We start from the raw sequence: 26,771 nt of genomic DNA, 5'->3' as shown, positions 1-26,771 counted from the left end.
GCACCGCCTGTCTCCGTTCTTGTCAATCCCCCCGCAAGCCCGCCAGGGCCGCTTCGAAGCCATCCGTGCCGCGCCGCAGCTCTTCGACGATGCGGCCGTCGCGGATGCGCAGCAGCCGGTCCGCCAGCGCCGCTTCGCGCCGCAAGTGGGTTGCGATCAGCAAGCTGCGCCCTTCGCAGCGCGCGCGCAAGCGCTGCAGGACGTCGCTTGCCGTGCGCGCATTCAGCGCTTCCGTCGCTTCGTCGAGCAGCCACAAGGTCGATTCGTGCAGGAACAGCCGCGCCAGCGCCAAACGCCGCGCCTGCCCGCCCGACAAGCCCAGGCCGCCCTCGCCCAGCATGGTGTCGAGGCCGCCCGCCAGGGCGCGCACCTCGTCGTCCAGGCCGGCCGCCTGCAAGGCCGCCCACAGCTGCGCATCGCTGGCGGCGGGGTCGGCCAGGCGCAGGTTGTCGCGCAAGCTGCCCTGGAACAATTCCGTCTTCTGCGTGAACAGGCAGGCGCGCGGCGCGCTCACCTTGCCCGACAATGGCACCAGCTCGCGCGCGGCCAGGGCCAGCAAGGTGGACTTGCCCGCGCCGCTGGGGCCGATCAAGGCCACGCGCTCGCCGGCGGCGATGTGCAGCGATACGTCATGCAGGATGGCCACGTGGCTGCCCGCATGCGCGGCGCTGACGCGTTCCAGGCGCAAGCCCGGTGCGGCATCCAGGGGCAGCGTGGCGACATCCTGCTGCTCCAGGCGCGGCGCCAGGCGGCGCATCGCCAGCAGCATGCGCCCCGCCTCCAGCGCGCCGCGGCGCAATCCCGCAAACGGTTCCACGGCCGTCAGGGCGATCAGCAGGGCCAGCGCCGCGGCCGGCACGCTCAGCGCCTGCTGCTGCACCAGCGCGGCGACGGCCAGCAGCACCCCGGCCAGCGTCGCGCTGCCGGCCACGCCATACGCGGCGCCCGCCGCCGTTTCCAGGCGCAGCAGGGCGAAATCGGCTTGCGCCAGCGAGCGGTCGATCCGCCCCAGCGCCGCGCACTGGGCGTCGATGCGGCCCGCCATCACCAGGTCCGTCTGGCCCGCCACCAGGTCGATGGCGCCGGAACGCAGTTTTTCGATGGCGCGCGAGCGCATGATGGCCGGGCGGCGGGCGCGGCGCGCCACGCTCCAGCTGATGCCGCCGCCGGCGGCCAGCAGCCACGCGGCCAGTCCCAGGCCCAGCTGCCACTGCATCACGCCCAGCGCCACGCCAGCCAGCAAGGCCGCGCACAGGGCCGTGAAGGCGGGCACCAGCAGGCGCAGGTACAGCGATTCGAGCGCATCGATATCGGCCGTCAGGCGGAACAGCAGCTTGGCGGGCTGGCGCAGCAGGCGGCTGGCCGCTTCCGGGCGCGACCAGCCGCGAAACAGTTGCACGCGGATGCTGGCCAGCACGGCGAACGTGGCGTCGTGCGTGACGAGCCGTTCCGCATAGCGCGAACCCGTGCGGCCGATGGCCAGCAGGCGGATGCCGGCCGACGGGCCGAACACGTCGAACAGGATGGCCGTCGAGGCGTGCAGGCCGGCAATCGAGGTGGCCGTGATGAACCAGCCGGACAAGCCCAATAAGGCCATGCCGGACACCGCCGTCAGGGCCGCCAGCAAGGCGCCCCCGATCAGCTTGCCGGGTTGGGCCAGCAGCAATTGCCGCAGGACGGGGTTCGAGATCAGTGTAGTGTTCATGCGCGCAACTCCTGTGCCTGCGCCCGGGCATCGACCTGCACCGTGCCCTGCAGGCGCCCGGCCAGCACGGGGTCGTGCGTGGCGACGATCATCGTCTTGCCTTTCGCCAATTCCAGCAAGGCGTCCGTCACGCGCGCCGCCGTTTCGCTGTCCAGGTGGGCCGTCGGTTCATCGACCAGCAGCAAGTCCGCATGCGGATGCAGGGCCACGCGGGCCAGGGCCAGGCGCACGGCTTCGCCGCCGGACAAGCCCTGCCCGCCATCGCTGAGCATGACGGCCGGCTGCGCCTGCGCCACGGCAGCCAGGTCGGCCAGGTGCAGCGCCTGCGTCACTTGCGCGGCATGCGCGCCGACGCGGCCCAGGGTCACGTTCTGGCTGACGGAGGCGGCAAACACATGGGGACGCTGGCCCATCCACGCCATGCGCTGGCGCAAGGTATTCACGGTGCCGTCGGTCAGGCGTACGCCGCCGATGCGGATCTCGCCGCCGCTGGCGGGCAGCAAGCCGGCCAGCAAGGACAGCAAGGTGGTCTTGCCGGCGCCGCTGGCGCCCAGCAGCGCGACATGTTCGCCGGCGCGCACGGTCAGGTCGAAGCCGTCGAAGACGCGCGCCTCGCCGGGATGGGCAAAGCGCAGTTGATGGATATCAATAGCGGGCGGCGGCGCCACGGCCATGGCGGCGGCGGAGACGGCAGCGGCTGCCACGCCGGCGCCGGGCAGGGGCACGCCTTCGGCCGCCAGGTCGTGCAGGCCGGCCAGGCCCGCTTCGCCGGCCGCCTTGTCGTGCCAGACGGCGGCCAGTTCGCGCAAGGGTTCGAAAAACGCGGGCGCCAGCAGCAGGATGAACAAGCCCTGCCCCAGGCTCAGTTCGCGGCCCCAGGTGCCGAAATTGATACTGCCCAGCAAGGAGAAACCGATAAACGCGGCCACCATGGCGACACCGAGCGCGGAAAACAGTTCCAGCACGGCCGACGACAGGAAGGCGATGCGCAGCACGACCATCGTGCGCCGGCGCACGGATTGCGACGAGGCATCCAGCCGCGCGGCCGTGGCATCGACGGCGTCGAGCGCGCGCAGGGTAGCCAGGCCGCGCAGGCGGTCCAGCAGAAACGCGTTCATGCTGCCCATTTCCACCATCTGCGCGCGGCTGGCCGCTTGCGCGCCCATGCCCACCAGGGCCATGAAGACGGGAATCAGGGGCGCGGCGATGAGCAGGATCAGGGCAGCGATCCACGACAGGGGCGTCACCACGGCGAGGATCACGAGCGGCACGAGCATGACTTTCCAGCGCGCGGGCTTGTAGCGCACCAGGTAGGGCACGATGGCTTCGGCCTGTTCGGCGATGACGCTGGCCGCCTGGCCCGACTGGGCGCGCTGGCGGTCCAGCGGCGAACGGTGCGCCAGCGCTTGCGCCACTTGCGCACGCAAGGTGGACAGGTGGTCGCGCGCCGCCGCATACATGCGCCGCGCGCCCCACGCTTCGCCGCCGGCGCGCAGCACGCCCAGCAGCAGCACGCCGGCGGCCGGCAACAGGGCCGCGCGCCACGGTGCGCCGGCCAGCATGGCTTGCACGGCCCAGGCCAGCAAGGCCGCTTGCGGCAGCCACAGCAAGGCGGCGCCGCCCTGCGCCAGGCTGGCGGCGCGGGGAAGGATAAAGCGGGGCAAGGACAGCGGCGTGGTCGGCATATCTATACTTTTTGAGTTTTCAGAATTTTCTGTAAATTCGATATTTTGTATAATACTGCGAAACATGACATATATCAATTGACCCTGCGGGTGTGGCGTGAAAAAATTCAGATAATTATGAAAACTCAACATATCCAAATGACGCCGCTGATCCTGACCTTCGTCAGCCATTTCGGCGAGATGGGCAGCCGCTGGGGCTTTAACCGGACAGTGGGGCAAGTGTACGCCTTGTTGTTTGTCGCAGAGCATCCTTTACACGCGGATGAAATCGCGGAACACCTGAGTTTTTCACGCTCGAACGTGAGCATCGGCTTGAAGGAATTGCAGGGCTGGGGCTTGATCCGCCAGTCGCGCATCCCCGGCGACCGGCGCGAGTATTTTTCCTCGCTGGGTGATGTGTGGCAAATCTTCCGCGTGGTGGCCGCCGAGCGCCGCCGCCGCGAAGTGGCGCCGACCTTGACGGTGCTGCGCGAATCGCTGCTGGCGCCGGCCACGGAACCCGTCGACCAGTATGCGCAGGAGCGCATGCGCGAAATGTATGAACTGGTCGACCTGGCCAACACCTGGTTCGACGACTTGCAGCGCCTGTCGCCCGAATCGATGGCGCAGCTGATGAAAATGGGCGCCAAGGTGCAAAAGCTGCTCAATGCCAAGGATCGCTTGTTCGGCGTCAGCAATAACAACGACTGAAACCCGCCCCCCCTCCCTAATCAAGGCATTGCTAGCACAGGCTGGCATGCCTTGTCACGCCATTTCCGCTCGCCGTACAGGCTTTCGCCAGCACAGCCATACATAGCCGTATGCGATGTTGTCAAGCATGCCAATAGCATTATTTAAATTGTATTAATTTACATCAAGACTAAGCTTGCATATGCGTACTCACGCAAAGGCGACCGGGCGACAAGTCGACCTCCCTGACCGGACGGCGCGCACCCTGAAGCAGTGAAATGTCTGCAATAAAATAAAAGGGGATTTTCATGAAAAGCATAACAAGCATTGCCATACGGGCATCCATGCTGGCCGCCCTGACGGCCTGCATGGGCGTGGCACAGGCTGCTACATGGGTCGATGTGGGACCGGCCAGCGGTTTCAGCATCGAAGGCAGCACCGTCACTTACTCGCCGTCACCTGCCCTCATGGTGAAATACTATAACGACAATCTCGTGCCGCAGAGTCCCACCGACATCCAGGGCTATATCAACGGCGTTTTCGGCACCAGCCTGGGTGCGGCCGTCTCGTTTTGCGACAATGCCACCTCAGGCTGCACCGCCGGCACCACGGCAGGCGCCAGCGGCGGGGTGAATTCCTTCACGAGTGCGGCGGCCTATGATTACCTGGCCATCCATTTCGGCCAGGGCGAACTGGTCTTCCAATGGGCAGCGCCCGTCGCAGCCGGCACGACCTTCACGGTGGCAGGCTTGCCCAAGGACCTGAGCAATTACCGCGCCTACGTTTCCGCCGTCCCTGAACCGGAAACCTATGCCATGCTGCTCGCCGGCCTGGGTCTGCTCGGCGTCATGGCGCGCCGCCGCCAGGCAAAATAAGAGCATCGGGCAAGACCCGCAACACGGCGTCGGCGCACCCATGTTTACAGCGCGCTTGCGCCGCGCCGCCCACTCTTTACACCGCCTTTATGCCCCTCCCGCTATGCTGACCGGCATCTTCAGTCACCGTTGCGAGGGAGCCCACATGCATGAATCCCCATTCCAGCCGCGCGCGCGCCATGCGCTGCGCCAGCACTTGCCCGTGCGCGAACGGCTGCGCCTGGCACGCCTGGCCAGCAAGAAAGTGCTGTCGCTGTGTTCCGCGCTGCTGTGCGCGGCGCCGCTGCTGTATTTGCTGAGCTTAGTGCTGGGCGCGCAGCCCTGAACCGCTGCGCGAAAACCGGATGTGGGGGAAAGATGGGGTGCGTTGCGGCAGCTTGGCGCCGCATGATCGTGGCCAGTATGAAACTGGTCCGCCCAGAGGGAATCGAACCCCCATTCACGGTTTAGAAGACCGTTGTCCTATCCGTTGAACGATGGGCGGAGAGGTGCAGTATTTTAATCCATGCGCGCCAGCAATGAAATGCCAGCGCGGAATAGAAAACGGGCTGTCATTTCTGACAGCCCGCTTATGACTTTGGTCGGAGTACAAGGATTCGAACCTTGGACCCCCTGGTCCCAAACCAGGTGCGCTACCGGGCTGCGCCACACTCCGAAGACAAGATAATAACGCCCCCATCCAATTTCGTCAATTGCCATAGACGAATTAGATGGAAATAACTATCGGCGCCTGCCTTTACACAGCCACTTTATCCGCAATGCGGCGCGCCATCGACTCGGCCTTTTCCTTATCTTTCGCCTCGACCATCACGCGGATCAGCGGCTCGGTGCCGGAAGCGCGGATCAGCACGCGGCCCGTGTCGCCCAGTTCGGCCTCGACCAGTTCTTTCTCGGCCACCATGGCGGCATTTTTTTGCCAGTCGAAACCGGGCGCCACGCGCAGGTTGATCAGGGTTTGCGGGAACAGCACCAGTTCGGCCAGGCATTGCTGCAGGCTCTGGCCGCTGCGCTTGAGGGCGGACAATACTTGCAGCGCGGAAACGATGCCGTCGCCCGTCGTGTGCTTGTCCAGGCACAGCAGATGGCCGGAACCTTCGCCACCCAGTATCCAGCCCTTTTCCTTCATGACTTCCAGCACGTAGCGGTCGCCCACCTTGGCGCGCGCAAAGCCGATGCCCTGCTGCTTGAACAGCACTTCCAGCGCCATATTCGTCATCAGGGTGCCGACGGCGCCGGCCACGGGGCCTGTCGCCAGGCGGTCCTTGACCATGACGTACAACAACTCGTCGCCGTTATACAAGCGACCCGTGGCATCGCACATGATCAGGCGGTCGGCGTCGCCATCGAGGGCGATGCCCAGGTCGGCGCCGTGCTCGACGACGGCTTCGGCCATGGCCTTGGTTGCCGTGGCGCCGAAGCCCGCATTGATGTTGAAACCGTCCGGCTTGTTGCCGATGGCGATGACTTCCGCGCCCAGCTCATGGAACACGTGCGGCGCGATATGGTAGGCGGCGCCATGCGCGCAATCGACGACGATCTTCAGGCCGCGCAAGTCCAGCTCGTTCGGGAAGGTGCCCTTGCAAAATTCGATGTAGCGGCCCTGGGCATCGTCCAGGCGCTTGGCGCGGCCCAGCTTGTCCGAGGGCACGCAAGCCATGGGCTCGTCGAGTGCCGCCTCGATTTCCAGTTCCACGCTGTCGGGCAGCTTGGTGCCCTGGCCGGAAAAGAACTTGATGCCATTGTCGTGGTACGGGTTGTGCGAAGCGGAAATGACCACGCCGGCCGACAGGCGCAGCGCCCGCGTCAGGTAGGCGATTGCCGGGGTCGGCATGGGGCCGGCCAGCATCACGTCCACGCCGGCGGCCGACAGGCCCGCTTCCAGCGCCGCTTCCAGCATGTAGCCGGAAATGCGCGTGTCCTTGCCGATCAGCACCGTCGGTCGCGTCTTGCCGCCTTGCGACTTGGCCAGCACCTTGCCGGCAGCATAGCCGAGGCGCATGACGAAGTCGGGGGTGATCGGAGCCGTGCCCACCAGGCCGCGGATGCCATCCGTGCCAAAATATTTACGCGTCATAGTATTTCTCTTTTTGTTGTTTATGATAAATCTTACAGGCTCAGTGTGCCATGCGCCAGACCTTCAGTGCATCGACGGTTTCAGCTACATCATGCACACGGATAATTTCCGCACCTTGCGCTACCGCAGCAAGTGCACCGGCGACACTGCCGGCCAGGCGCTGCTCGACGGGACGTCCCGTGACGGCGCCGATCATCGACTTGCGCGACAGCCCGGCCAGCACAGGCAGGCCCAGTTCGCTGCGCAACTGGCGCGTGGCGCGCAATAAGGCATAGTTCTGCTCCACCGTCTTGCCGAAGCCAAAGCCGGGATCGACGCACAGGCGCTCGCGGGCGATGCCGGCCGCCGTCATCGTGTCGATGCGCTCGCGCAGGAAGTCGATGACTTCGCGCACCACGTCTTCGTACTGCGGCTGGGCTTGCATGGTTTCCGGCACGTTTTGCATGTGCATGATGCACAGCGCGCAATCGCTGTCCCGCACGACGTCGATGGCGCCCGGCGCGCGGAAACCGTTGATATCGTTGATCATGTCGGCGCCCGCCAGGATGGCTTCGCGCATCACTTCAGGCTTGTAGGTGTCGACGGACAGGGGTTTGCCGCAGTCGCGCAAGGCGTACAGTACCGGCATGACGCGCTGCAGCTCGTCGTGCAGCGGCAGCGGCGGCGCGCCGGGACGGCTCGATTCGCCGCCGATGTCGATGATGTCGACACCGTCCATGATCATCTGCTCGGCGCGGGAAATGGCAAATTCCAGGTGCTGGTACTGGCCCGCATCGGAAAACGAGTCGGGCGTGATGTTCAGGATACCCATCACCAGCGCCTGCGTGCCCTGCAGGTTGAAGCCGAAACGGCCGAATTGCAAATAGTGTCGCATGTGAATCTTTGTAGTCGTCAGGAAAAAACTGCGGCGGCAACGAAAAAGGGCAAGGATTGCTCCTTACCCTTCTCTTGCATGCCGCTAATCAGGCAGTGGTCGCTATCAGGCTGGCGCCGTCACGTTGGGCGAGATGCCGCCCGTGCCGCTGTCGCCCGCATTGCGGCGTGGCGGGATGACTTTCGGTGGACGCGGCTCCAGGCCGGCCATGATGTCATTGATTTGCTCTGCATCAATGGTTTCCCATTCCAGCAAGGCTTTTGTCATCATTTCGACCTTGTCGCGGTTGCCTTCCAGCAAGGTGCGCGCCAAAGCATATTGCTTGTCGAGAATGTTGCGGATTTCAGCATCGACCTTTTGCTGCGTCGCTTCCGAGATCGTCTTCGTGGCGCCACCGAAGAAACCTTCGTTTTCGCTGTCTTCGTAGACCATCACGCCCATGCTGTCGGACATGCCGAAGCGGGTCACCATGGAACGGGCCAGCTTGGTGGCGCGCGAAAAGTCGTTCGACGCACCCGTGGACATTTGGCCCACGAAAATCTCTTCGGCGATACGGCCACCGAACAGGATGGAAATTTCTTCCAGCATCTTGTCCTTGTAAGCGGACAAGTTGTCGTGTTCCGGCAACTGCCACGTCAGGCCCAGGGCCCAGCCACGCGGCATGATCGTTACCTTGTGCACGGGATCGGCCTTCGGCAACAGCTTGGCGACGACGGCGTGACCGGACTCATGGTAAGCCGTATTGCGACGCTCTTCCTCGCGGATGATCATCGATTTACGCTCGGGACCCATGTAGATCTTGTCTTTCGCATCTTCGAAGTCCGCCATTTCCACCAGGCGCTTGCTGCGGCGCGCGGCGAACAGGGCTGCCTCGTTGACCAGGTTGGCCAGGTCAGCGCCCGAGAAACCGGGGGTGCCGCGGGCCAGGATATCGGCTTTCACGTCGGTACCGATAGGCACTTTGCGCATGTGCACGTTCAAGATCTGCTCGCGGCCGCGGATATCGGGCAAGCCGACGGACACCTGGCGGTCGAAACGGCCCGGACGCAGCAGCGCTTTGTCGAGCACGTCGGCGCGGTTGGTGGCGGCCACGACGATCACGCCGGAGTTCGCTTCAAAACCGTCCATCTCGACCAGCAACTGGTTCAGGGTCTGTTCGCGTTCGTCATTGCCGCCACCCATGCCGGCGCCGCGGTGACGGCCGACAGCGTCAATCTCATCGATGAAGATGATGCATGGCGAATGCTTTTTCGCGTTTTCGAACATGTCGCGCACGCGGCTGGCGCCGACGCCGACGAACATTTCCACGAAGTCGGAACCGGAAATCGAGAAGAACGGCACCTTGGCTTCGCCGGCGATGGCGCGCGCCAGCAGGGTTTTACCCGTGCCCGGAGGACCGACCATCAGCACGCCGCGGGGAATGCGGCCGCCCAGTTTCTGGAATTTGCTCGGGTCCTTGAGGAAGTCGACCACTTCGTTGACTTCTTCTTTCGCTTCGTCGCAACCGGCGACATCGGCGAAGGTGACGGTGTTGCTGGCCTCATCCATCATGCGCGCCTTCGACTTGCCGAACGAGAATGCCCCGCCCTTGCCGCCGCCTTGCATCTGACGCATGAAGAACACCCAGACGCCGATCAACAGCAGCATGGGGAACCAGGAAACAAAAATAGTTTGCAGGAAAGACGCTTCCTCGGGCGGACGCACATCGAAATGCACGCCATTGTCGCGCAAGTCGCCGATCAAGCCCTTGTCGAGGCTGGTGGCGGTGGTACGCACCTTGGTGTCGTCCATCAGCTTGGCGGTGATCGACGAACCTTCGATCACGACATCCTTGACGCGCTTGGCTTTGACTTCATCCAGCAAATCGGAATAAGCGATGGCCTTGCTGCCGCCTGTGGCGCCATGACTGTCGAATTGCTTGAACAGCATGAACAACAGCAGCAATACGACTACCCAGATGGCAGATTTGGAAAACATGTTATTCACGAAGACTCCTTGGATGCAGTGCGCATCTCTTTACCTATAGCTAGAAACACGATTTTACTCGCAATAAGCGGGCCGTGCCAAAGCCCGCCGATCCGTGCGCGCGAAAAAATCGCGTTCACGCAAAAAAATGCAGTATAAACAATTTAGGCTTTTATGCCATCAGACGCTACTGCACTTCTCGTTCCCATGTGCGGATTCCCGCTTAAATATCAAGGGCGGAATCATCTTCTTCCACGGCATTTTTCAGCGGATTCTTGATTCCACGGCCCATCAGGAAGATTTCCGACGATTTATCGCGGCTGGCCTTGGGCTTTTTCTGCACCACGACCTTGAATTCAGCGCGGAATTTCTCCACGATCTGGCTGAAACCCATGTCTTTAAAGCATTTCACCAGCAGCACGCCAGACGGCTTCAGGTGCAATTGCGAAAATTCGATGGCCAGGTCGATCAAGTGCTCCATGCGCGCGGCATCCGCCGTGGCGATGCCCGACAGGTTGGGCGCCATGTCCGACAGGACCAGGTCGACCTTGCGGCCCTGCAACACCACTTCCAGCTGGCGCAGCACGCGCGCTTCGCGGAAGTCGCCCTGGATGAAGTGGAAATCGGCGATCGGCTCCATTTCCAGCATGTCCAGGCCAATCAGGGTACCATTGACCCCGCCGCCGTCCTTGCCGGCCAGCTTGCGCCGCGTGTACTGGGCCCAGCTGCCGGGAGTGCAACCAAGGTCGACAATCACCTGGCCAGGTTTGATCAGTTTCTCGTCTTCATCGATTTCTTTGAGCTTGTATGCTGCCCGGGCGCGGTAGCCCTCTTTTTGCGCCAACTTCACATAAGGATCATTTATGTGGTCGTGCAACCAGTTTTTGTTTAATTTCTTCTTTGCCATTCGCGTAGAATACTGCTTTTAAGGGAATTACTAAATATTATTATGCTAAAACTTACACCCGTAGAGCGCAGCGCACTGCGCGCCGAAGCACACGCGCTGAAGCCTATCGTCATTATTGGCGAAGCGGGCTTGACACCTGCTGTCCTCAAAGAGATCGACCTTGGCCTGGATTCGCACGGCCTGATTAAAGTCCGCGTGTTCGGCGACGACCGCGAAGCGCGCGTCGGAATGTACGATACGATTTGCGGCAATCTCGGCGCCGCCCCGGTACAACATATTGGCAAACTGCTGGTAATCTACCGTCCGAAAAAAGAAGTGGTTAAGGAGAAGGTCAGCGCCGGCAAAGGCATGCGCGAAGTGACCATCGTCAAGGCCAGCGCCAGCGGCACCAAGCGCCCGAGCGTGACGAAAGTCATGATCAAGGGCAATGAGCGCGTTACCGAAGGCGGTTCCATCAAGCGTGCCAAGCCACGTCAGAAAAGCGCCAAGAAAAGCGCACTGGGCAGCAAGTAAGCCTGTTCACCCGGCAACCGCAAGGCGGCCGGGCTTGAAACAAGAAGCGGAGCACGGGATATTCCCTGCTCCGCTTTTTTATTGCTATTACGATATTCACACGCCGGCGATTGTCGGATTACGCGTGGCCTGCGGCCTCGCTAATCCGACAACACCCGAGGCGATTACTGCTGTTTCCAGATCAGCACGCCCGCCAGCAAGCTCTGCACGGCAAAGATCAGGGTCGACACGCCATGCAGCATGCCGAAGCGGCTGCGCATGGCCTCGTCCATGATACCCGACGGCGCCTGCGCCTTGAGTTCAGCCATCAGGGGCGAGATGCCGAAATGGCTGAGCAATGCGCACACCAGCATCGACAGCACCAGCGCGCCCAGAAGGCGCCGGCGCTTGAGTTCCAGCGCGCCGGGAGCCCATTGCAGCAAGGCCAGCAGCACCAGCGCACAGGCGATCGACAGCCAGGCTTCGGCACGGAACATGCTGCCGGCGATATTGCCCGCCAGCACGCGGTCGCTCAGGGTGCCAAACAGGGTCGGCGCCACGATGAAGCCGATGGTCCACAGGCTGCCGGCCCACAGGGTGGCAACGAGGATGCGCACGCGGCCCAGCATCAGATGTACAGTACTTCCAGGATTTCGTATTCGCGCGGGCCGGACGGCGCCTGCACTTCCACCACGTCGCCGGCGTACTTGCCGATCAGCGCGCGGGCGATCGGGGACGTCACGGAAACCTTGTTCATTTTCAGGTCGGCTTCATCGAGGCCGACGATCTGGTACGTGACTTTCTGGCCCGATTCCAGGTCTTCCAGGTTCACGGTCGAGGCAAACACCACGCGGCCTTCCGCGTCGAGCGCGGTCGGGTCGATGATTTGCGCTGCACCCAGCTTGCCTTCAAGTTCGGCGATGCGGCCTTCGACGAAGGCCTGGCGTTCCTTGGCGGCATCATACTCGGCATTTTCCGACAAATCTCCGTGCGAACGCGCTTCGGCGATCGCATCGATGACGATGCGGCGTTCCTTGGTCTTCAAATGATGCAGCTCTTCCTTCAAGAGTTCTGCGCCGTATTTGGTCAATGGGACTGAGGTCATGTTATCTCTACTATCTGCTAGTTATCGGCGCCGCTGTCCGTGTTTTGCCACGGTTAACGGACTTACCAAGTGAAAACCACAGAGGCCGCGCGCTGCTCTGCACGGAACTCTGTGGTTGATAAGCATGCAGTGTACCGCCTAACGGCGGCCACTGCAAACGCACTTAGTTCAAGGTCTTGTGCAGACCTTGCAAATCGTACACACGCAGCTCATCCAGGTGGCGGATGCCTTCGACGGCCGCTTCCGCGCCCGCGATGGTGGTGTAGGTCGTCACGCGCGACGCCAGGGCCGACGTGCGGATGGCCCGCGAATCGACGATGGCGCTGCGCTTTTCTTCCACGGTGTTGATCACCAGCACGATTTCATGGTTCTTGATCATGTCGACCACGTGCGGACGGCCTTCGATCACCTTGTTCACTGGCGTGACGGCGATGCCGGCAGCAGCGATCACGGCGGCGGTACCCTTGGTGGCGACCACGGTGAAACCGGACTCGACCAGGTCACGCGCCACTTGCACGGCGCGCGGCTTGTCCGACGCTTTCACGCTGATGAAGACCTTGCCCGATTTTGGCAGGTTCACGCCGGCACCGAGTTGCGATTTCACAAACGCTTCGCCGAACGTCAGGCCCACGCCCATGACTTCGCCCGTCGATTTCATTTCAGGGCCCAGGATGGTGTCCACGCCAGGGAACTTGACGAACGGGAACACGGCTTCCTTGACGCTGAAGTATGGCGGCACGACTTCCTGCGTGATGCCTTGCGACGCCAGCGACTGGCCCACCATGCAGCGCGCGGCGATCTTCGCCAGTTGCAGACCGGTGGCTTTCGAGACGAAAGGCACGGTGCGCGAGGCGCGTGGATTGACTTCCAGCACGAAGACGACGTCTTTCAGCTGGCCATCGATCTCTTGTTTCTGGATCGCGAACTGCACATTCATCAGGCCGACCACGTTCAAACCCTTGGCCATCAGCGCCGTCTGGCGTTTCAGTTCTTCAATGGTTTCCGGTGCCAACGAGTATGGCGGCAGCGAGCAAGCCGAGTCGCCCGAGTGGACGCCAGCCTGTTCGATGTGTTCCATCACGCCGCCGATGAACGTCGTTTCGCCGTCGGAGATGCAATCGACGTCGCACTCGATGGCGTCGTTCAGGAAGCGGTCCAGCAGCACCGGCGAATCGTGCGACACCTTGACGGCTTCGCGCATGTAGCGCTCGAGGTCGCGTTGCTCGTGGACGATTTCCATGGCGCGGCCGCCCAGCACGTACGATGGACGCACGACCAGCGGGTAACCGATTTCCTGCGCCAGCGCCAAAGCGTCGGCTTCCGTGCGCGCGGTGCGGTTAGGCGGCTGGCGCAGTTCCAGCTTGTGCAGCATTTGCTGGAAACGTTCGCGGTCTTCGGCCGCATCGATCATGTCGGGCGAGGTGCCGATGATGGGCACGCCATTCGCTTCCAGGTCCAGCGCCAGTTTCAGCGGGGTCTGGCCGCCGTACTGCACGATCACGCCCACCGGTTTTTCGATGGCGACGATTTCCAGCACGTCTTCCAGCGTCAAGGATTCGAAGTACAGGCGGTCCGAGGTATCGTAGTCGGTCGAAACCGTTTCTGGGTTGCAATTGACCATGATGGTTTCGTAGCCGTCTTCGCGCATGGCGAGGGCCGCGTGGACGCAGCAATAGTCAAACTCGATACCCTGGCCGATACGGTTCGGGCCACCGCCCAGCACCATGATCTTTTTCTTGTCGGTCGGATTCGATTCGCACTCTTCGTCGTACGTGGAATACATGTACGCCGTGTCGGTCGAGAACTCGGCCGCGCACGTGTCGACGCGCTTGTAGACGGGACGGATATTCAGCGCATGGCGCTGCTGGCGCACGGCCGTGTCGGTCGTCTGCAGCAGGAAGCCCAGGCGGCGGTCCGAGAAGCCCTTCTGTTTCAACTTGTACAGGGTGTTCTTGTCCAGGTTTTCCAGCTTCTGCGTGTCCAGCCACAGTTCCAGGTCGACGATCTCCTTGATCTGGATCAAGAACCATGGGTCGATCTTGGTCAGGTTGTGCACTTCTTCCAAAGTGAAACCCTGGGCAAACGCATCGCCCACGTACCAGATGCGCTCAGGACCAGGCTCGCCCAGTTCTTCTTCGATCTTTTCGCGGTCCTTGGTCTTTTCATTCATGCCGTCCACGCCCACTTCCAGGCCGCGCAAGGCTTTCTGGAACGATTCCTGGAAGGTACGGCCGATGGCCATCACTTCGCCGACGGATTTCATCTGCGTCGTCAGGTGGTGGTCGGCGGTCGGGAATTTCTCGAACGTGAAACGGGGAATCTTGGTGACGACGTAATCGATCGACGGTTCGAACGATGCCGGCGTGGCGCCGCCCGTGATTTCATTGCGCAGCTCGTCCAGGGTGAAACCGACGGCCAGCTTGGCGGCGATCTTGGCGATCGGGAAACCCGTCGCTTTCGATGCCAGGGCCGACGAACGCGATACGCGCGGGTTCATCTCGATGACGATCATGCGGCCATCGACGGGGTTGATCGAAAATTGCACGTTCGAGCCACCCGTGTCGACGCCGATCTCGCGCAGCACTGCCAGACTGGCATTGCGCATGATCTGGTATTCCTTGTCCGTCAGGGTTTGCGCAGGCGCCACCGTGATGGAGTCGCCCGTGTGCACGCCCATCGGGTCGAGGTTTTCGATCGAGCAGATGATGATGCAGTTGTCCGCCTTGTCGCGCACCACTTCCATCTCGTACTCTTTCCAGCCCAGCAACGATTCTTCGATCAGCAACTCTTTCGTCGGCGAAGCTTCCAGGCCGCGCTTGCAGATGGTTTCGAATTCTTCTTCGTTGTAGGCGATGCCGCCGCCGGAACCGCCCATGGTGAACGATGGACGGATGATGGTCGGGAAGCCCAGGGTGCGCTGCACGGCCCACGATTCTTCCATCGAGTGCGCCACGCCGGAACGGGCCGAACCGAGGCCGATCTTGGTCATCGCGTCCTTGAACTTGGAACGGTCTTCGGCCTTGTCGATGGCTTCCGGCGACGCGCCGATCAGCTCGACGTTGTATTTTGCCAGCACGCCATTGTTGAACAGGTCCAGCGCGCAGTTCAGCGCCGTCTGACCGCCCATCGTCGGCAGGATGGCGTCAGGACGCTCCTTGGCGATGATGCGTTCAACGACCGACCAGGTGATCGGTTCGATATAGGTCACGTCGGCCATTTCCGGATCGGTCATGATGGTCGCAGGATTGCTGTTGACCAGGATGACTTTGTAGCCCTCTTCGCGCAGGGCCTTGCACGCTTGCGCGCCGGAATAATCGAATTCGCAGGCCTGGCCGATCACGATCGGGCCAGCGCCAATAATCAGAATACTTTTGATATCTAAACGTTTAGGCATTTTTCTTTTTCTCCTCCGCAGCCATCAAGTTGATGAAGCGGTCAAACAGGTAAGCAACATCCATCGGGCCCGGCGACGCTTCAGGGTGGCCCTGGAAGCAGAAGGCCGGCTTGTCCGTGCGGGCAAAGCCCTGCAGGGAACCGTCGAACAGCGATTCATGGGTCACGCGGCAATTCGCGGGCAAGGTTGCCGCGTCGACTGCGAAACCGTGGTTTTGCGAGGTAATCAAGACCTGTTTCGTTTCCAGGTCTTGCACCGGGTGGTTGGCGCCGTGGTGGCCGAACTTCATCTTCAGCGTTTTCGCGCCGGAAGCGATCGCCATGATCTGGTGGCCGAGGCAGATGCCGAAGGTCGGGATGCCCTTCTCGATCAGCTCTTTCGTCGCCGCAATCGCGTAGTCGCACGGTTCCGGGTCGCCGGGGCCGTTCGACAGGAAGATGCCGTCCGGATTGAGCGCCAGGGCGTCGGCAGCCGTCGCTTGCGCGGGCAGCACGGTGACTTTGCAGCCGCGCGCCGTCAGCATGCGCAGGATATTGCGCTTGACGCCGTAGTCGAAGGCGACCACGTGGTATTTCGCGTCCGCGTCGGCCAACTGGCCATAGCCTTCGCCCAGGGTCCATTCCGTTTCGCGGTACTCGTAGGCATCCTTGCTGGACACGACCTTGGCCAGGTCCATGCCGGCCAGGCCGGGGAAGGAACGGGCCAGTTCCAGCGCTTGCGCGGCGGATGGCTCGTTGCCTTGCGTACCGACGAGGATGGCGCCGCCCTGCGCACCTTTTTCACGCAGGATGCGCGTGAGCTTGCGTGTATCGATGCCGGCGATGGCGACGATATTTTCAGCTTTCAGATAATCGGACAGGGAGAGGGTGGAACGGAAACTGGATGCCAGCAATGGCAGATCGCGGATGATGAGGCCAGCGGCGTGAACCTTGGAAGATTCGACGTCTTCCGGATTGACGCCCGTATTGCCGATATGCGGATAGGTCAGGGTGACCATCTGGCGGCAATAGCTTGGGTCGGTAAGGATTTCCTGATACCCGGTCATCGAGGTGTTGAAAACAACCTCGCCCGTGGTATGACCGGCGGCACCGATCGAAAAACCTTTAAAGATCGTTCCATCAGCAAGCGCTAATATGGCTGGAACGGCAGGGCCAGAAAAAAATGGCGGCAAGGGCAACTCCTGATAAAGTTACCGTAGCTGCGCCACGTCAGACCGACCGCCTAGATACCCGAGCCAGATGCACTCAGGGTGTTTCAACGGTCATTTTGAATGAGGGGATGGGTAGTCGCTACGGTATATGTGTGATTGGCTAAACCTTTGAATTATAACCAAAAGGAAGCTTTTCCACAAGGAAGAAAACTCGGAATCGGCGGCATTTTTTTGCGCAGCAGCATAAATCCCCCGCCCCATGAAAAAAGCCGCCCGGCTTGCGCGGGGCGGCTCATTCTGCAATTGCGGCTACTACTTAGGCCGTCAGGGCCGCAATGCCCGCTTTCGCGATTTGCGCGTCCTCGGCGGACTTGACGCCCGAGACGCCGACGGCGCCCACGTAGTGGCCGTCGAACACGATGGGCACGCCGCCTTCCAGCAAGCCGTCGATTTCCGGCGCGCTCAGGAACGAGACGCGGCCGCCGTTGATCATCTCTTCATAGATGCGCGATTCGCGGCGGCCCAGCGCAGCCGTCTTGGCTTTCGATGGAGCGATGTGCGACGAGATCGGCGCCACGCCATCCATGCGCTGCAGCCACAGCAGGTGGCCGCCGTCGTCGACGATGGCGATCGTGACCGCCCAGTTATTCTTGACCGCTTCCGCTTCGGCGGCGGCAGCGATTTTCTTTACGTCGTCCAGGGTCAAAATCGGTTTCGATTGCATGGTGCATCCTTGTTATGTTGAATCAAAATTGTATACGAAATGCGGGGCCAGAATAACGACTTACTGCTCGCGCTTGGCTTTCAGCTTTTGCTTGAGCTGCGCCATCACGGCAAACGTCGCCTGCTCGCCCGCCAGGATCGCCTGGTTGCGGCTGTTGAAATCGTTGCCCTTCATGGTGCCCAGGCTGGGCTGGATCACCACGTCCGCATCCTTGAGCTCGAACTGGTTGATGCGCTGGCCCATGATGGCGAAGGTCTGCATCAGCACTTCCATCGAGCTGATGGCCTTTTGCGTATCCGTTTGCGACGAAATATTCACGGCGATGATGAAATCGGCGCCCATGTCGCGCGCGAAGCGCACGGGCACGGGAGCGACGAGGCCGCCATCGACATAGGTGTGGCCCGCGATCGTCACGGGCTGGAACACGCCGGGCACGGCCGACGAGGCGCGCACGGCCATGCCGGTGTTGCCACGCTGGAACAGGATCGGCTGGCCATTTTTCAGGTCGGTCGCCACCACGCCAAACGGAATTTTCAGTTTTTCCAGCGGCACGCCGCCCACGGCCTTGTTGACATAGCTTTGCAGCGCTTCGCCTTTCAGCACGCCGGACGACTTGCCGAACAGGGGCAAGGCCCAGTCGGAAATGGCCGCCTCATCCATGTCGAACGCCATCTTTTGCAAGGCGAAGCCGGAATTGCCCGCCGCATACATGGCGCCCACCACGCTGCCGGCGCTGGTGCCCGTGACGATGTCCGCGTTGATGCCCTGCGATTCGAGCGCCTTGATCACGCCGATGTGCGCGAAACCGCGCGCCGCGCCGCCGCCCAGGGCCAGGCCGATCTTGATCTTGCGCGGCGTGACGACGATGGGTTCGGGTGGCGTCAATACCTGGACGGGTTTCGGGGCGGTGGTTTCGCAGCCGGCCAGCGCAAAGGCGGCCAGGGCAAGCAGGGTCAGGCGTTTAGGGAACATGGTGGAGAATGAGAACCGCGCGCGGCAGTGGCAACAAAGGAGAGCCGATTGTAGCGCAAGCGGGGCCGCCCGCACTGAAGGCCGCCTTAAATGTTAATAAATAACAAGATTCCGAATCGTGCGCGCCACTGCGGCTGCTAGACTGGCGCCTGGCTTACCGCATCATTAATGTTGTTTTTAATATAATCAATTGCGCGCACCAGCCTGGCGCCGCAAGCCAACCTATATTGATCGGCTTATGAAAACAGACCTGTTACGCCTCATCGCCCATCCATGCCTGCTCGTTGCCGCCCTGCTGGGCGCGGCAGGCGCCAACGCCGTCGCGGCGACGCAGGGCGCCAATAACATCGCGGAGAAAATGGCGGGCTTTACCTGCACGGGGAACTTGCAGATGCCCATGGATCCGGGGGAGCACACGATAGCGCTCAGCTTTGACGCCCCCGACCAGCACGGGGCGCAAGGCACCCTCATGGTTGACGAGCGCGGCAAGGCGAGCAACTTCTACGACTGCCGGCAAAGCGGCGACAACCTGGCGTGCACGTATGACGCGGGACCGGCCAGCGGCCCTCTGACCATGCGCTTTAGCGGCAAATTGAAGGAAGTAAAGGGCGAGATCAATTCCCCGTTTGAAAACAGCGCCACCATGCACTTTTCCGCACGCTGCCAAAAATCGGCGCCGTAGCAGCCAACCCTCCGGCGTCGCAGCGTCCGGTGTATTGCTCAACCCTGCTTGCGCAACCCTGCCCCTGGCCAGGCAGGCAGTCAACCTATATAAACTCTTCTCACTCGCCGAATCACAGAACATGTCCGACGCATATCAATTTTCCGACAGCCGCGCCCTGAGCGACCCGTTTGCCCAACAGCTATCGCAGCAGCCGCCCGACGGCGCCCTCGCCTGGCTGACCGCCATCCTCGTCACGCAGGCGCCTGCGCTGCGCTCGTCGAACGCCACCTTGCTGGCTTACACGGGCAATCCGGCCGCCCTCGCCTGGATCGACGCCAATGTGGGCTCGCCCGTGGCGGGACAATGGGGCGTGGCGGCGGCGCTGCTGGACACGCCGTGGCCACGCATCCTGGACTGGCTGCAGCGCGGCGGCCCGCACCGGCTGATGGCGCTCGACACCTTGCTCGCCTACCGCAAGCCGGCCGTCAACATGTCGCCGCTGGAACAGATCGCCGCCCCCGTGCTGCCGCAGGCACCTACGCGCGCCGAACTCGACGCCGCGCTGGCCGCCTGCCTGGCCGCCTCGGCGACGCCGCGCATCCAGGCGGCCGTCAACTCGATCCAGCAGCATGCGGACGACATCCTGCGCGGCGGCCCGCGCGGCGTGGCCGTGGCCGACTTGCCGCGCCTGTATCTGGACCCGGCGCCATTCCAGGATGCGTCCGCTATCCTGGAACGGCACGAAACGGTGGTCGCCGGCATGCGTGCAAACCTGCAGAACTTGCTCAAGGGAATAGTGTGAAGAGACCAACCCTTGTGTCGGTCGACTTGAGCGATATCAACTCGCCGCGCCAGCTGCACGCGGCGCTGGCCGCCGCACTGGGTTTTCCTTCCTTCTATGGCATGAACTGGGATGCTTTCCAGGATGCCATCACGGGCCTGGTGGACATGCCGCAACAACTGGAGCTGCGCGGCTGGCCAGCCTTCGCCGCGCGCCTGCCCGACGAAGCGGCCATCCTGCAGCGCATCCTGGCGCGCATGGCGCAAGATGCGCCGGACGGGGCGGCGCAGCTACGCTATGCCTGACATGTCACCATCTTTTACTTCGAGTAACCCTGCTCATTGAATTGCCCCGCATCCAGCGTCGCCCAGGCATAGCGGATGCCCCACCACATCAGATAGGCATTGCCGCCGCCGCGCGCACGGAACCACGGTTTCACGGGGTCGATGGGCCGCACCTTGGCCGGGGGCAAGATCAACACGCCCGTCGTCTGGCCGGCGTCGCTGGTGCCCGCCACCAGCACGTTCTGGCCGAAGTGATTCGCCTGCGCGATGCCCAGCGCCACGTTCGTCAAGGCCGTGGCGGCGCCCATCTCGCCCAGCAAGGCCGGCGTATTGAAGGTCTGCTGAAGAAAATCGAAGGCCGGCAATTCCATCGTCAAGGTTTGCGCCAGGTAGGCGATGCGGTCCGATGAAGCCGGATGCGCGTTGTGCGCATCGTGGATCACATAGCCGATCTCGGCATCGGTCTTGCGTCCATTCACGGCCGCCTGCGCCAGCGTCGCTTGCCACGCCTGCACCGTCGGCGGCGGCAAGCCCTTCTGCGCAGCAAAGGCGCTGACCTGCTGCGTGGCCGGGTAGCCTATCCACGCCAGCGCATCGCGCTCCGTCTTGTAGTGGGGACCGGCCAGCACCAGCAACACCATGTTTTCATTGATCTGCTCATCTTTCGGAAAACTGGGCGCATCCCAGCTCATCACCCACACTGTTTCCTTCGGATGCGCCTGCAGGTAATCGAGCGCGGCCGCCAGGGAAACAAATCCGGCATGCGCGCCACCGGCCGTCACACGCACGTCAGGCGGGGTGGACTTGGTCCAGGAGTTGGGGAAACTTGGGTTGCCGATGGAAAAAGTATCGATGATTTCTTCGCGCAGGGCGGCGCCGGCCAAGAGAGGATCAAAACGCTCTGCGGGCACGGCATATTCGACATGGATACCCGCCAATTCATTCCAGCCTTTTTTATGTTTGAAGTCGTGGGCGTTATAAAAATAGGTGGGATTGGAAAAATACACACCGTGGAAATTACCTATCATTTCAAACAAATATTTACCATGAAAATTAAAAAAAGTGCCCTTTCCATTATTTGACGAAGCTATCCCCGAAACAGATCTTACTTCGGAAAATATAGCAGGATATTGTTCTAACATATCGTCTTTTTTATTTGGCTTTACTTTCCCGAGCGTCCATAGCAGTTGCCATTCGGTTGGATAATCCTGACGCTGCAGCGGATTTAACCATTGCACACCGACCACTTGAGCAACGAATGGCTTCTCTGCTTCGATTGCTTTTAGCATGTCGTCATTAGTAGTAGTTCCCGAATGCACAGCGCAGGAAGATAGTCCTATTGTGGCCATGAGCGCGACCATGGAGGTAAATCTGAATTTTTTAGCCATTATTAATCCCTCTAATTTTAATTACTGGCATCTTCGCGTGAATCTATAATTTTTTCCGGCATTGCTCCTCCTGTGGATTCTTTTATCCACTCCGAGGCAGTCTGCCGTTTTAATCTCCCTTTTTTTAGATACTCCTTAAATACGAGCATATCCTTGCTTCCCTCAAAATCATTAAGAAACCGCCAATCCGCCATCGTCCTCAATTCCCGCAGCTCCGTTTCCAACAAATGACAACAGCCCACGGCCACGTCATACGCCAGCGCCTTTCTGGAGTGCTCGCTGTTGGTCAGGATGGTGGAGTGATCGGCGGCATAGGTGCCGACGTTGCCAGCCAGGCCCGCCTGGATTTTCCGGTGGCGCCAAGCGGTGTATTCGGCGCTTGCCGTTTCGGGATGGTCTTCTTCGGTGACATGTTTGTCTTTCTGGACCTTGCCTTCGCGCTTGGCCATCATGCGCAGGGAGGCGTGGTATTCGTATTGCAGGGCCGCTTCGCTGCCTTCATCGCCGCGCGCCGCGTCCGTGCGCTGTTTTTCGCCATGCAGGCCGCCGCGCGGTATCGGCAACTCGCGCTCGCCATGGAAAGGGTCGCCCTGCGGATGGGCGGCATCCTTGTTGCGTTCCCAGCCGTGAGGATGCAGGCCCATGTCAAAGCTGGGGCAGATCGCGCCAAACAACTTCGCCTGCGGGAAGAACTTCTCCGGCAAGTCGGGCGCTTCCAGCGGGATTTTCCAGTACTTGTCGGGCGAGGCATTGATACGCTTGCGCATCAAGGTGGTGGCCACGATGGCGATGGGCGCAAACGCCACGGTGAGTATCTGGAACAGCCAGTTTTCTTGCGCCTCCAGCCCCTTTTCCACGCTATACGTGGAAATCATGGACGGCGGATTCCAGAAATGGTCGCTGCCGAAATCAATGGCAGGACGATGATCGCCCCAGTAGTCGTACGCGCCCTTTACGCCGACGGGAAAACCCTCGGCAAACACGCGCTGGGTAAATATTCCCTCGCCACCTGCCCTGGCGATTTCGCCAGGGTCGACCTTGCCCTGGCGGTCTCTCCTGGGCAGGCCGTCCTTGTTCAGCACCGGGCCGGCCAAGCCGCGCCAGCCGATGCCTTGCACCGTCAAGGACGAAATCACCTGGTCGTGCGGATTGCAATACAGGGTCACGCGGCCCACGGTCGCGCCCCGCACGCCATAGGCATCGATATCCTGCTGCGCCTTGAACGGGTGGTGCGCACTGCTCATGGCCTGATCGATCTTCCCGGCCGGCCATTGTGCGGCGCGCCGCTCGCCGATGAGGGCGAAAAAGGCCGCCAGCGTGTCGATGCGCGCCGCGGCCGTCTGGCGGCCCGTGCTGCCGTCCGCCGCCTTCAGGTTGGACGACGTCCAGTTCTCCGCCATGTTGTCTTCCACCACGCTGTAGGGTGGATTACACAGGACATAATTATCGGCAATGCAAGGCCATAGCCTGCCTTGGGAGTCCGCCACCTTGGGCAGGCGCTCGCCCAGGAAGGCCGCCGCCATGCTGACCATATTGCCCTGGCTATGGCACACGATGGTGATCGGCACATCGGCCTGCTTTTGCCGGATGGCCTCGATCAACCGCGCCAGGCGGTAGGCGGCCAGCACGAAATACGGCCGTGGCGGGCAAGCGTACACTTGCCGGTCATTGGTGGGATTCATGTGCTGGATCTGCATCCACAGGAATAGCTGGTCCGACAGGCCCTCGCCCCACAAGTCCGGCAGCGAAGTGCAGCCATTGGCAAAGGGCCCGCCGCCCCAGTAATTCTGTTCATTCAGGAAGATGCCGTCGCCATACGTCTGCAACTCGATATCATTGGCTGCGTAACCCCAGCGAAAACGGATCACGGGCGAATAGCCGTCGCCCTCCATGAAGGTCTTTGGTTTCATCAGGGGATTGATGAAACCGTCGCGCGTCAGCTGCTTCAGATAGCGGGCCGGCGTCATGGCGATGCCTTCCTGGGCGCCCCGCCCGGCATCGTGTACGCGCCGGTGCAGGCGGGCATTCAATCCCGCGCACAAACCGGCTTCCGCCTCGTCATACCACTCGCCATCGGAGTTGACGCCATGCACGAAAATCATGATCCCCGGCAAGGGCAAGCGCGTGCTAATCGGCAGCGTGTCATGGTCGAAGCGCAGCAGGCCATCGTTTTCGCCTATCTGCAGGTATTTGCTTTCATCGAAGGGCAAGGAACCGGCCTTGGGCTTATGTACACTCATGCTGGACTCCCGTGAATGGTGGACAATGCACGATCCATGCTCAGTCGCGCGGCCTGAAAATACGCACCTTGAGTTTTTCCAGGCTGTCGCCCACGATGGCCGCGCCCTTGCCTTCGCCATCGGCATCGACTACGTGCTGCGAGCCATCCTCGCGCTCGACGACGATCTTGACGCCGCTGACGGGACTGCCGTCGAGGCCGGAAAGCACCTGGGGCATGCGGCCCAGGTCGCCCTCATCAAAGCTCGGCAGTTCAGCCTTGCTGCTGGCCGGCCCATTCCAGTGATGGCCGTCAGTCTTGATAGTCAGCGCACCGGGGCCGCCCAGTTCCACGCTGCCGCCCGCCAGTTTCAGATAGGCGCCCCCGGCCGTCATGAACGTGATTTCATCCTGCGCCATGCCGATCAGGCGGGTATTCGCCGTCAATTGCAGGGCCTTGGCGGCGTTGAGCTGCATGTCGTCAAACTGGCTCTGCATGAGAAATTTGCCATGGTGCGCGATCTGGGCGATGCCGCCCTTGTGGGCAAACACGGAAACGCCATCGCCGGCCTGTACGCTGCAGCGCTGGCCGGCGATCACGTGCACATGCTGCTGCGCCACCGTGTCAACATTCACGCCGGCATAGCTGACGATGGTCTTGGGACTGCTCAGCGCCAGCCCCGCAGGCGCCGTCAGGCTGGCCGCAGGCGCCTCGGCACCAGCCACCGCTTCTTTCAAGGCGGCGGCGGGTGCCACGTCGACCGGCAGCGCCTGGTGCGCGCCAGCATACTCGCCCAGCGATTTGAACAAGTTCAAGCACTCCTGCATCAGGGCCACATGTTCCTCGGCCGATAGCTGGCCGCCTGCGGCGTCGAGCCGGCGCCAGGCCGACAGCAGCAATGCCTTGCCGCTGCGCACGGCGCCGCCATGATCGCTGCGCAACTCGAATCCGTCGCCGCGCTGGCGGCCCGCGCCGCCCGCGCGCGGCTCGACGAGAAATCCCAGGTTGAGCTCGGTGGCGGCGTGATCGCTGGCCAGCTGGGCGCTGATTTGCCGGGGCGTATCGTCGAAACGCAGCTGATTGCCGCCCTGGCCGCGCACTTCGCGGCTGCGCATGCCCGCCAGGTAGCGGTTGCCCGGCAGCGCGCCCCGCTTGCTGAGCGCCGGTGGCGGCGCCACCGTATTGAACAATTGCCCCAGGACAATCGGCCGGTCGGGATCGCCCGCCAGAAATCCGATCAGCACTTCCGAGCCGACGCGCGGCAATGCCAGCGTGCCGCACTGGTGCGCGCTGCCCTGTCCATCGCCAGCCCAGTTGCTGACGACGCGCAGCCAGGCCGTGTCGCGCTCCGTATCCGAAGCACCGGAACCTTGCGCGTGCGCATGATCGGCAGCACGGGTAGCGGGGAAACGCACCTTGATGCGCCCTTGTTCGTCGCAATGCACTTCTTCGCCGCCGGGTCCGACGACGATGGCGCTTTGCAGTTGCGGCTGGGGCACATCGCGCTGCGGATCGAAGGCGGGCACCAGGGCCACGCTGGAACGCACGCAGCGAAAGCGCATGCGATAACGCGGCGTTCCTGGCCCCGTCTCGCCCGCTCCCCAGGCCGCTCCTTGCCCCTGCCAGCCATTCGAGGCGAACAGGCGCGCGATGCGCGCATCCAGCGCTTGCGGCAGATTGTTGCTGGCATGCACCTCCAATGCCGTCACCAGGAAACGCCGACCCTCCGGCCGGTGCTGGTCGATTTCCGGATGTCCCGCCAGACTGAACTGCTGCCCCGCGCACAGCGTGCGCACCACGCCTTCGCCATGAAAGCACTTGGTTTCCACGTCATGGCGTGCCATCGCCAGCAAGCCCAGCCGTCGAAAATCCTCGGCGTCATTGCCCAGGTGCGGCGTCGCCACCAGATAATCGTCGAGGCTGGCGGCAAAACTATTGCCGCTGCTTCCCTGATCCGCCATCCCGCCAGCGTCCACCTGCATGAACTGGCGGTTACGCGGCGCCGCATAGTCCCAGCTGTGAAAGCCGGCACTGCCGGCTTGCAAGGTGCGCACGGCGCCCCAGGCCGTGATGGTATCGCTCTCTTCCGTGGCGTCCGCGCGGTGGTAGCGGATCACCGGCGCCGCATTCTCGGGCAGGCGGCTGGCATCGTCGAACAGCAACAGGACGTGCGAGGGCACGGCGTCGGATGCCCCGCTCAGTGCGGCGCCAGGCTGGATGACCCAGGAAATGCCGCGCCGCCGCAGCAGGCGCCGGATGAATGCGGCATCGGATTCATTGTGCTGCATGGTCAATTCACGGGCCGGGAATCGACGGTCGGCCAAGGCCTGATCGATTTTGCAGGCAAACGTGGCGCCGATGATGGTGCTGCCCAGCCGCCATTCGGCAATCAGCAATTCGACGATCTCCAGCTCCGTCTTGCCACGGAAAACACGCGTATTGCGGCGTTTCTCCATCAACGTCAGCGTATCGTGCAGCACCAGCTGGTAGGTGGCGAGGCCGCCATCGCTCAGTCCCGCGGATGCCTGCCCGACGATGCCGCACACGCTGCGCAACTGCCCTGCGTCGGTCACGATCTGCAACTCCGCCGGCACGCCGATGAACTGCTTGAGCGGCAGATGCGCATCGAGCGAAACGCAACGTATGTCGTACTCCAGGTTGCCGCAAATGGCTTCACGGCCATGCACCTGCTGCGGCAACAGCACATCATCGTTCACGCCGTCCGCATACGCCAGCCGCAGGCGCAATGGCCGGTTACTGGAGTTCAACTCCTTCGCCCCCAGCATGAATTGCATGAATTCTTCCGCGCTATCCATTCCACCTCCCTGCATGCCGACACGCATCG

General features: G+C 62.1%; 23 protein-coding genes and 2 tRNA genes. 8 read left to right on the top strand and 17 right to left on the bottom strand.

The window, feature by feature from the left end; all coding sequences use genetic code 11:
- Positions 1 to 22 precede the first annotated feature (22 nt).
- Both O3299_RS03680 and cydD read right to left on the bottom strand, forming a co-directional pair.
- Complete coding sequence (locus O3299_RS03680; RefSeq protein WP_305061533.1) at positions 23 to 1,705, bottom strand: amino acid ABC transporter ATP-binding/permease protein; 1,683 nt, start codon at positions 1,703 to 1,705, stop codon at positions 23 to 25.
- A complete protein-coding gene (cydD, locus tag O3299_RS03675; protein ID WP_305061532.1) occupies positions 1,702 to 3,390 on the bottom strand; it encodes a thiol reductant ABC exporter subunit CydD in 1,689 nt (562 codons plus the stop codon). Before cydD ends, O3299_RS03680 begins: the two co-directional genes overlap by 4 nt.
- Before the next feature lie 138 nt (positions 3,391 to 3,528).
- On the opposite strand from cydD, the gene O3299_RS03670 reads away from it, so the two are divergent.
- The 3 genes from O3299_RS03670 (at position 3,529) to O3299_RS03660 (ending at position 5,259) form a co-directional block, all read left to right on the top strand.
- Positions 3,529 to 4,080, top strand: coding sequence for a GbsR/MarR family transcriptional regulator (locus O3299_RS03670; RefSeq protein ID WP_175560510.1), 552 nt, complete (start codon positions 3,529 to 3,531; stop codon positions 4,078 to 4,080).
- 287 nt (positions 4,081 to 4,367) lie between these two features.
- A complete protein-coding gene (locus tag O3299_RS03665) occupies positions 4,368 to 4,934 on the top strand; it encodes a PEP-CTERM sorting domain-containing protein (RefSeq protein WP_305061531.1) in 567 nt (188 codons plus the stop codon).
- A gap of 145 nt (positions 4,935 to 5,079) precedes the next feature.
- The gene (locus tag O3299_RS03660) at positions 5,080 to 5,259 is read left to right on the top strand and encodes a hypothetical protein (RefSeq protein WP_251351227.1); all 180 of its coding nucleotides are present in this window, start codon (positions 5,080 to 5,082) and stop codon (positions 5,257 to 5,259) included.
- Positions 5,260 to 5,343: 84 nt separating this feature from the next.
- Here the strand turns inward: O3299_RS03660 and O3299_RS03655 are convergent.
- The 6 genes from O3299_RS03655 to O3299_RS03630 form a co-directional block, all read right to left on the bottom strand.
- Positions 5,344 to 5,418: transfer RNA gene (locus tag O3299_RS03655), tRNA-Arg, on the bottom strand.
- Positions 5,419 to 5,512: 94 nt separating this feature from the next.
- Positions 5,513 to 5,589, bottom strand: a tRNA-Pro gene (locus O3299_RS03650).
- 81 nt (positions 5,590 to 5,670) lie between these two features.
- On the bottom strand, positions 5,671 to 7,008 hold the full coding sequence (gene glmM / locus O3299_RS03645) for a phosphoglucosamine mutase (protein WP_099664491.1): 1,338 nt from the start codon (positions 7,006 to 7,008) through the stop codon (positions 5,671 to 5,673).
- A 40-nt stretch (positions 7,009 to 7,048) separates the two neighbouring features.
- Positions 7,049 to 7,882, bottom strand: a complete 834-nt coding sequence (gene folP / locus O3299_RS03640; protein WP_305061530.1) for a dihydropteroate synthase — start codon at positions 7,880 to 7,882, stop codon at positions 7,049 to 7,051.
- A 105-nt stretch (positions 7,883 to 7,987) separates the two neighbouring features.
- Positions 7,988 to 9,868, bottom strand: coding sequence for an ATP-dependent zinc metalloprotease FtsH (gene ftsH / locus O3299_RS03635; protein ID WP_035817778.1), 1,881 nt, complete (start codon positions 9,866 to 9,868; stop codon positions 7,988 to 7,990).
- A gap of 202 nt (positions 9,869 to 10,070) precedes the next feature.
- Positions 10,071 to 10,754 carry an RlmE family RNA methyltransferase gene (locus O3299_RS03630; protein WP_034757436.1) on the bottom strand — a complete coding sequence of 228 codons (684 nt, stop codon included), beginning with the start codon at positions 10,752 to 10,754 and terminating at the stop codon, positions 10,071 to 10,073.
- Positions 10,755 to 10,796: 42 nt separating this feature from the next.
- On the opposite strand from O3299_RS03630, the gene O3299_RS03625 reads away from it, so the two are divergent.
- Positions 10,797 to 11,267 carry a YhbY family RNA-binding protein gene (locus O3299_RS03625; RefSeq protein WP_010397237.1) on the top strand — a complete coding sequence of 157 codons (471 nt, stop codon included), beginning with the start codon at positions 10,797 to 10,799 and terminating at the stop codon, positions 11,265 to 11,267.
- A gap of 164 nt (positions 11,268 to 11,431) precedes the next feature.
- On the opposite strand, the gene O3299_RS03620 is transcribed toward O3299_RS03625, so the two are convergent.
- The 6 genes from O3299_RS03620 to O3299_RS03595 form a co-directional block, all read right to left on the bottom strand.
- On the bottom strand, positions 11,432 to 11,875 hold the full coding sequence (locus O3299_RS03620) for a DUF4149 domain-containing protein (RefSeq protein ID WP_305061529.1): 444 nt from the start codon (positions 11,873 to 11,875) through the stop codon (positions 11,432 to 11,434).
- Entirely contained in the window at positions 11,875 to 12,351 is a 477-nt protein-coding gene (gene greA / locus O3299_RS03615) for a transcription elongation factor GreA (RefSeq protein ID WP_034757428.1), read from the bottom strand. Before greA ends, O3299_RS03620 begins: the two co-directional genes overlap by 1 nt.
- A 163-nt stretch (positions 12,352 to 12,514) precedes the next feature.
- A complete protein-coding gene (gene carB / locus O3299_RS03610) occupies positions 12,515 to 15,745 on the bottom strand; it encodes a carbamoyl-phosphate synthase large subunit (protein WP_099664494.1) in 3,231 nt (1,076 codons plus the stop codon).
- The gene (carA, locus tag O3299_RS03605) at positions 15,738 to 16,916 is read right to left on the bottom strand and encodes a glutamine-hydrolyzing carbamoyl-phosphate synthase small subunit (protein WP_251351224.1); all 1,179 of its coding nucleotides are present in this window, start codon (positions 16,914 to 16,916) and stop codon (positions 15,738 to 15,740) included. Before carA ends, carB begins: the two co-directional genes overlap by 8 nt.
- 295 nt (positions 16,917 to 17,211) lie before the next feature.
- Positions 17,212 to 17,619, bottom strand: a complete 408-nt coding sequence (locus tag O3299_RS03600; RefSeq protein WP_034786036.1) for a heme-binding protein — start codon at positions 17,617 to 17,619, stop codon at positions 17,212 to 17,214.
- Between the two features lie 60 nt (positions 17,620 to 17,679).
- Positions 17,680 to 18,591, bottom strand: coding sequence for a patatin-like phospholipase family protein (locus tag O3299_RS03595; protein WP_251351223.1), 912 nt, complete (start codon positions 18,589 to 18,591; stop codon positions 17,680 to 17,682).
- 238 nt (positions 18,592 to 18,829) lie between these two features.
- Between O3299_RS03595 and O3299_RS03590 the strand changes: the two genes are divergently transcribed.
- The 3 genes from O3299_RS03590 (at position 18,830) to O3299_RS03580 (ending at position 20,341) form a co-directional block, all read left to right on the top strand.
- A complete protein-coding gene (locus O3299_RS03590; RefSeq protein WP_305061528.1) occupies positions 18,830 to 19,273 on the top strand; it encodes a hypothetical protein in 444 nt (147 codons plus the stop codon).
- Between the two features lie 121 nt (positions 19,274 to 19,394).
- The gene (locus O3299_RS03585; protein WP_305061527.1) at positions 19,395 to 20,057 is read left to right on the top strand and encodes a hypothetical protein; all 663 of its coding nucleotides are present in this window, start codon (positions 19,395 to 19,397) and stop codon (positions 20,055 to 20,057) included.
- Positions 20,054 to 20,341: a barstar family protein gene (locus O3299_RS03580; RefSeq protein WP_305061526.1), complete on the top strand. Its 288-nt coding sequence runs from the start codon at positions 20,054 to 20,056 to the stop codon at positions 20,339 to 20,341. Before O3299_RS03585 ends, O3299_RS03580 begins: the two co-directional genes overlap by 4 nt.
- A gap of 14 nt (positions 20,342 to 20,355) precedes the next feature.
- Here the strand turns inward: O3299_RS03580 and O3299_RS03575 are convergent, their stop codons facing one another.
- Complete coding sequence (locus O3299_RS03575) at positions 20,356 to 21,204, bottom strand: hypothetical protein (protein ID WP_305061525.1); 849 nt, start codon at positions 21,202 to 21,204, stop codon at positions 20,356 to 20,358.
- Positions 21,205 to 21,243: 39 nt separating this feature from the next.
- On the opposite strand from O3299_RS03575, the gene O3299_RS03570 reads away from it, so the two are divergent.
- The gene (locus tag O3299_RS03570; RefSeq protein WP_305061524.1) at positions 21,244 to 21,402 is read left to right on the top strand and encodes a hypothetical protein; all 159 of its coding nucleotides are present in this window, start codon (positions 21,244 to 21,246) and stop codon (positions 21,400 to 21,402) included.
- A gap of 323 nt (positions 21,403 to 21,725) precedes the next feature.
- Here the strand turns inward: O3299_RS03570 and O3299_RS03565 are convergent, their stop codons facing one another.
- Both O3299_RS03565 and O3299_RS03560 read right to left on the bottom strand, forming a co-directional pair.
- Positions 21,726 to 23,948, bottom strand: a complete 2,223-nt coding sequence (locus O3299_RS03565) for a DUF3274 domain-containing protein (RefSeq protein WP_305061523.1) — start codon at positions 23,946 to 23,948, stop codon at positions 21,726 to 21,728.
- A 40-nt stretch (positions 23,949 to 23,988) separates the two neighbouring features.
- Positions 23,989 to 26,742 (bottom strand): type VI secretion system Vgr family protein, encoded by a 2,754-nt coding sequence (locus O3299_RS03560; RefSeq protein WP_305053207.1) that lies wholly within the window; start codon positions 26,740 to 26,742, stop codon positions 23,989 to 23,991.
- Between the last annotated feature and the right edge of the window lie 29 nt (positions 26,743 to 26,771).

The sequence above is a fragment of the Janthinobacterium sp. SUN176 genome (genome assembly GCF_030587335.1).
Classification (GTDB): Bacteria; Pseudomonadota; Gammaproteobacteria; order Burkholderiales; family Burkholderiaceae_D; genus Janthinobacterium; species Janthinobacterium kumbetense.
This window is presented reverse-complemented; position numbering and strand designations above follow the sequence as displayed.

Excerpts from the sequence above, each read along its gene's own strand:
- O3299_RS03680 (WP_305061533.1), bottom strand. The coding sequence starts at position 1,705 with ATGAACACTACACTGATCTCGAACCCCGTCCTGCGGCAATTGCTGCTG.
- cydD (WP_305061532.1), bottom strand. The coding sequence starts at position 3,390 with ATGCCGACCACGCCGCTGTCCTTGCCCCGCTTTATCCTTCCCCGCGCC.
- O3299_RS03670 (WP_175560510.1), top strand. The coding sequence starts at position 3,529 with ATGACGCCGCTGATCCTGACCTTCGTCAGCCATTTCGGCGAGATGGGC.
- O3299_RS03665 (WP_305061531.1), top strand. The coding sequence starts at position 4,368 with ATGAAAAGCATAACAAGCATTGCCATACGGGCATCCATGCTGGCCGCC.
- O3299_RS03660 (WP_251351227.1), top strand. The coding sequence starts at position 5,080 with ATGCATGAATCCCCATTCCAGCCGCGCGCGCGCCATGCGCTGCGCCAG.
- glmM (WP_099664491.1), bottom strand. The coding sequence starts at position 7,008 with ATGACGCGTAAATATTTTGGCACGGATGGCATCCGCGGCCTGGTGGGC.
- folP (WP_305061530.1), bottom strand. The coding sequence starts at position 7,882 with ATGCGACACTATTTGCAATTCGGCCGTTTCGGCTTCAACCTGCAGGGC.
- O3299_RS03630 (WP_034757436.1), bottom strand. The coding sequence starts at position 10,754 with ATGGCAAAGAAGAAATTAAACAAAAACTGGTTGCACGACCACATAAAT.
- O3299_RS03625 (WP_010397237.1), top strand. The coding sequence starts at position 10,797 with ATGCTAAAACTTACACCCGTAGAGCGCAGCGCACTGCGCGCCGAAGCA.
- O3299_RS03620 (WP_305061529.1), bottom strand. The coding sequence starts at position 11,875 with ATGCTGGGCCGCGTGCGCATCCTCGTTGCCACCCTGTGGGCCGGCAGC.
- greA (WP_034757428.1), bottom strand. The coding sequence starts at position 12,351 with ATGACCTCAGTCCCATTGACCAAATACGGCGCAGAACTCTTGAAGGAA.
- carB (WP_099664494.1), bottom strand. The coding sequence starts at position 15,745 with ATGCCTAAACGTTTAGATATCAAAAGTATTCTGATTATTGGCGCTGGC.
- O3299_RS03600 (WP_034786036.1), bottom strand. The coding sequence starts at position 17,619 with ATGCAATCGAAACCGATTTTGACCCTGGACGACGTAAAGAAAATCGCT.
- O3299_RS03595 (WP_251351223.1), bottom strand. The coding sequence starts at position 18,591 with ATGTTCCCTAAACGCCTGACCCTGCTTGCCCTGGCCGCCTTTGCGCTG.
- O3299_RS03590 (WP_305061528.1), top strand. The coding sequence starts at position 18,830 with ATGAAAACAGACCTGTTACGCCTCATCGCCCATCCATGCCTGCTCGTT.
- O3299_RS03585 (WP_305061527.1), top strand. The coding sequence starts at position 19,395 with ATGTCCGACGCATATCAATTTTCCGACAGCCGCGCCCTGAGCGACCCG.
- O3299_RS03570 (WP_305061524.1), top strand. The coding sequence starts at position 21,244 with ATGGATACCCGCCAATTCATTCCAGCCTTTTTTATGTTTGAAGTCGTG.
- O3299_RS03565 (WP_305061523.1), bottom strand. The coding sequence starts at position 23,948 with ATGAGTGTACATAAGCCCAAGGCCGGTTCCTTGCCCTTCGATGAAAGC.
- O3299_RS03560 (WP_305053207.1), bottom strand. The coding sequence starts at position 26,742 with ATGGATAGCGCGGAAGAATTCATGCAATTCATGCTGGGGGCGAAGGAG.